This is a genomic window from Saccharicrinis sp. GN24d3, assembly GCF_052400645.1.
GTDB lineage: Bacteria > Bacteroidota > Bacteroidia > Bacteroidales > Marinilabiliaceae > Saccharicrinis.
In genome coordinates, this window is the sequence record NZ_JBQTGI010000060.1 from 1 (window position 1) to 5403 (window position 5403).

3 protein-coding genes are annotated in these 5403 nt (G+C 32.7%); all 3 read right to left on the reverse strand.

Annotated features, from left to right (window positions below):
* Positions 1-431 precede the first annotated feature (431 nt).
* Positions 432-3023, reverse strand: coding sequence for a GmrSD restriction endonuclease domain-containing protein (locus ACT29I_RS25500; RefSeq protein ID WP_444794835.1), 2592 nt, complete (start codon positions 3021-3023; stop codon positions 432-434).
* 483 nt (positions 3024-3506) lie between these two features.
* Positions 3507-4088 (reverse strand): hypothetical protein, encoded by a 582-nt coding sequence (locus tag ACT29I_RS25505; protein WP_444794836.1) that lies wholly within the window; start codon positions 4086-4088, stop codon positions 3507-3509.
* Between the two features lie 236 nt (positions 4089-4324).
* Complete coding sequence (locus ACT29I_RS25510) at positions 4325-5287, reverse strand: hypothetical protein (RefSeq protein ID WP_444794837.1); 963 nt, start codon at positions 5285-5287, stop codon at positions 4325-4327.
* Positions 5288-5403: the final 116 nt, after the last annotated feature.

Sequence of the window (5403 nt, forward strand, 5' to 3'; positions counted from 1 at the left end):
AAATAGATTGATTTGTTGACGATCTTGTCCTTGTATGTATCTCATGTATGTAAGATACATAATACCTGTTTTTTACTGATGAAAACTACACCATACTTATGAACTTTATGTCAACACCTTTTTAGTTTTTAGACAGTCTGACGGCCTGCGGTATGAAATGTTGCGCATTTCGAAGCACAAACCTATCAAACCGATAAGTCGTTAATTAAATGTTATTTCGTTCAAATGTAGCACAATCTGCGCAATGTTTTATGACCGCTTGTTGTACGCTGGCCTTGATTCATTTCGACATCATCCGCTCATTAATGCACTGTCGCTCTATTCGTGCGTTAGAGCGGGACGGGCTTTCAGGCTCTTTTGGCATTTTCGGTCGGCGGGTCAGCCTTGTGGGAATGCCAAATGTGCCTGAGAGCGAAGGGAAGGAATACTCTCTAATTACTTTTTGCTCCCTTCGACCTATTTTCGTCTTTATGGACAATCTGAAGATTTTCAATATCATCTACACCACCAATTGCTAACGGAATATTATGGTCAACTTCAATTTCATCACCTAAAAATACAGGTGCTTTAGATAACCCACTAATATTCCCTTGTTTTTTAATCATTGCTAACCTTTCGGTTTCTGACAAGACAACTTTTCTCTTATTAACCTGATATTTGAGTTTAAAACAATCCACGATACCTATAAACTTCTCTAGTCCTTTATTATTTTCCCAATCAGACTCTGGCATGGCTTTCCAATAGTTAAAAATATCCTTTAATTCCTGTTTCATTTCAACTCTATGAAGCTTAACCATTTCAAAATTTATATCATTTAGTATGTACCAAGTAATATAAAAATCTTGCATAGTGCGGCGGAAGTATTTAGCATCTTTACTAGCTTTTAGCACACTGTCTAATTCGATTTTTAAATAATCGAATAGTTCATCTTTTGTTTTATCACAATCAAGTAAGATAAGTTTGAGCTTTTTTACAAAACTTTGGGTGCGTTTAAAAGATTCTATAAACTTTTCCTTTTCCTGATTCTTCTTAGAAGTTACTAAGTGCAATAGAGTACTAATATGAGACTTGTCGCTTACCCTAGCATTTATGTATTGATTCTTTTGAAAGATGTCCAACCTCTTTTTCTTTGTACCAACCAATTTACTGTATTCAAGAAAAGCTAATGAAGTTATAAGCTCCTCCGTCTCCATTCTATCACGGTCATTTGATTTTTTAAGCTGTTTGATATAAAGCCATTCTTTGTTTTTAGAAACAAAGTCTTTTATTTGCTTTATAATTTCCAAATCAACCCATGAATTCCACATTTCAAATGAGTTCTCTCGAATCGGATAAGGTTTGTCATTTAACCTTATAAATAAATCAATTGGGTCAAACTCGGGATTTTGAGCTTCATCTATTTCTACAATGTATAGTTGGAAATCAAATATTTTATTTTGTAAAGATTCATCAAGGTCTGTAAATTTCTTACCCTCTAATTCTTTAAGAATTTTAAGCTTCCTTAAAGGGAATTTATGATTTCTGGAAAAGGCTTTGTTTCCTTTATTATCAATAAAACCCTCACCAATATATCCAAGCAATGTCAATATCCTTTGTTGCCCATCAATTACTTCATTAACACCGTCTTTTCTTTTGTAAATAAAAATTGCTGGCAGGGTTATATCAAGCAATACACTTTCAATTATCGAAGAAGCTTTTGATGGGTTTATCACTTCTTTTCTTTGATACGATGGACGTACTAGAAACTTTCGACGATTCATTGTTCGTATTATATCATCTATCGAATTCTTTGATGGTTCTGGCTTATTTAAACGTAAAGATTCGAGTTCAGACAGTTTTGTTTCAGTATCACCTTGTTGCCTAAGTTCTTTTAGTTTACTTCTAGCCTCTTCATTTGCTGATATGTAAACCTCAAAATTATAGTCAAAATATTTTTCTAAGAATATGCTTGTGGATAAGAATCTATCAACAACTTGTTTGCTAAAAGCATAATCAACCTCTGTGTAATCTACAATGTTTAGATGTACATACTTGGCATATTCTTCAATGAATTTATCAGAATAATCAAATTCTATTTCTTCCAATTCAAGAATACCAATACCCCATAAAATACATTCTAAAGCAAGTCTATTGATTTGTAATTGATTGTTTACAGCAAAATCCTTGATTTTTGCAATATAATCTACTTTTTTAAGGAAATCCGATAATGCTTTGCTTTCATCTTCAACAGAATCTGAATAGAACTCATATAATTTAGTCAGGATATCCGTTCGCCCTGTTCCTCTAGCATATTGAATTATAGGAAATGAAGGTAAAACTAGATAACGCCTAATAAAAGACATAATATTATCCGTTGGTGGGTCTACCTTTTGATTTTCACTAGGTTTGAAAAAAGTATTAAATATTTTTTGCCTTAGCTCTAAACTTTCTTCAAGAGCATTTTTAAAGATATTTGATAATGTATCATCATCATAAATTGCATTGTCAATCTCAGATTTTTTAAGTGGAGTAATACCTGAGTTATATCTTGAAAAAATTTCCTTTTTAATCCTATCCTCAAGGTACTTATCGAGTGGCGGTTCGTTAACTAATTTGAACTCTATAATTCTCAATTTGGCATCAAGAAAACTATCAATGATATCTGTGTCATTTTTAGCTAAATCCTCATAAGTGCACTTTTTAAGCTGTTTTAGAGTGTTTAAACCTTTAGCTGTTAATGAAAACTGACTATCCATAAATCGGAGAATAGTTTCAAATCTTTGTCTTCCATCAATAACCTCTATTCCAGAATTGTTGTCAAAAAAAATCAGTGGTGGAATTTCTGTTCCAATCAGGATGCTCTCGATAAAATATGTAGCCTTGTTATTATCCCAAACGTAATTTCTTTGATAATAAGGCTTGTAATCTATTTTGTTTTTTAATCTCGGGCTATAAAGGCTATCTATTGATTTGGAATAAGTCTCTATTTTTAAATGCTCTCGAAAAATTTTTTCAAATAATAACTGGGTATTTTCTTTTTCCATAATCTAAAAGTGAATCGGATTTATTAAAAGTAGGGAATATCAATCATTTTGCAAATGTGCGATGGCAAAAAAAGCATGTGTTTGGCAGCGAAGTGAAGCTTGCAGGGAAGGGCTGACAAACTTATGCTTTGCGCGTTGGGGTTCTTTAATATTCCAATCTTATTTTTTCTCATCAAATTTGCACGATTTTTCGGTCTTGACGGCTTGCGTACAACGGCTCAGCTATGTATCGTAGGGCATTAGAAATCACTTTCCTTCTTAACCGTCACAGAGCCAAATCAGAGATTTTACTGAGTATCTTTTAAATTCAGACTCTGTCAATTATGCAATCACGGATTCCCGTAAAAATAAACAATTCATCCGTAAATCTCTGATTTGGCGGAGCTGCTAGAAACTGCCGAAACTCGTGTAACAGCCGAACCGCCCTATGATATATGAGCTATTGTTGTGTGTTCGGCATTTAGTTTTTCCTCTGGTTGTTTCCTATAGGTCATCAATTGCTTTTTGTCTTATAATATCACTATTTACTTTGTCAAAATATGATAATAGAACAAAACCTTCAGAGTAATCACCTTTTTCAATCGAAAGCTGAATACTTCCATTTTCTAATTCAAAGGTTGAATAGTACTTACACCTATCCAGTCGTAATTGAGTCATTTTTTCTCCATCACTTACAGGTTCCGAATGTGTGTCAAATTTTTCAACTACCTCTGATGGTTTTCCATATTTTTCAGTTAACAGCTCTTTTAAATTAAAATAGTCAGATGAAAAGAAGGACCAAGTATCGCCTCCAGGAAAGACTACAGATATTTTACTTACTAAGTCTTTTTGTTCTAGTGTTACAACAGCTATAGTACATCCTTTGTATGCTGCAAATTCACCTTCTAATATGGCAACCCCATCTTCTTTTCCTGCTAGGGTAAATCCGGTCTTTTCCATCTTAGAAACATACTCATTTAGAGTTCCATCAATTGGAACACCTTTAAAAGAAAGATGCTTAGACTCTTGTGCAAATACTAACAGTGACATCAACAACAAGGTTAGTGTTAATACTTTTGTTTTCATAGTTTAATTTTTTAACTTAGTCTTTTTTTTGCTGACACACAACGGTTTGTGTATGTGTAGTGCGGGATTAAAAGTACAAAACTTTCAAATACGCACAGAGCCAATTCGTTTATTCAATATTTCAAGTTTTCCGTCAAATCGTCAAAGACGAATTGGCGGTGTTACAACAACGAGCCGCAGTACAAAAAACCGCTGAAACCCGCATTACATATGACACTTTGTTACAAACTGTAGTTTTATTCATTTTGCATATTTTTTATGTACGCCAATTCTGGTTTTGTCAACCACACAATTTCAGCATCTTGTCCTAACTCGTTTTCTATCGATTCTTGAGTTTTATTCAATAAATTTTCTAAATCAGTTTCTAAAATCTCAATTCCAGCGTAAAGAGAAACCGATTGAGAATTGGAAGTTTCACCTGAATAAAAGAGTTCCTTAAGACAATTTAAGGCATTCTCTGTCAGCCAAGGTCTTGACCTGAAACCACCATGGATATACAAATGAGTCCATGAATGAATTTTTTCTACAACCTCAAAATCAAATTTTCTTGTTTTGTAAAATTCCTTGTTGTTTCGTAATGCTTTAAAATAAACATTTGCAAAGGTTTTATGTGGTTTACCAGATAATTCTATATAGTTTATGCCAAGAATTCGTTTTATTTTATATTCAATACTTTGTCTAATAATAAATGGAGTTGATGAAGATAAAGCAAGGTGTTCCTGTTCATGTTTACCCGGCTTTCCCTCGTAAAAGGCATTTATAGCTAAATCATAGTAAAAATTTGAAATATGACCATTAGTGTTCATGAGAAGCCAGTCATAGTTTTGAGATTTATCGTAATAATTTATGAACTCCTTTAAGTCGCAGATATAATCGATTAGCAATCTTCTAAAAACAGGTGTGATTTCCTGCTCTTTACATTTATAAATAATCCTACCTAAACTTTCCGTTGCTGCAAATATGTTCCCTTTGCAATATTTATCTAAATCTTTTTCCTCAAATTCATGTGTAAAAATCCATTGATAAATGAAATTTCGTTTGGGAGTTCTTTTCGTTATACTTTTACAAAGCCTTTTTAAATAAGTCTCAAAAGAATCAAGAGTTCTTAATACTTCTTGCTTATTTAATTCTCCTGGTTTTTTTAGTATCCGAAAAGCATTATGTGCTTCATTATTATGTGATGATAAATTTTTATCCATTAATTCAAGTATTCAATGTGCAATCTTTACTATTGTTTGTAACTTGGATATAGAGACCGTAATGACTTTATTATTTCGATTATGGTTTCTATACCGCATATATGATCAGTTATTTT

Bases quoted from the DNA above. Each gene is read 5' to 3' on its own strand.
- ACT29I_RS25500 (WP_444794835.1), bottom strand. From the start codon at position 3,023: ATGGAAAAAGAAAATACCCAGTTATTATTTGAAAAAATTTTTCGAGAG.
- ACT29I_RS25505 (WP_444794836.1), bottom strand. From the start codon at position 4,088: ATGAAAACAAAAGTATTAACACTAACCTTGTTGTTGATGTCACTGTTA.
- ACT29I_RS25510 (WP_444794837.1), bottom strand. From the start codon at position 5,287: ATGGATAAAAATTTATCATCACATAATAATGAAGCACATAATGCTTTT.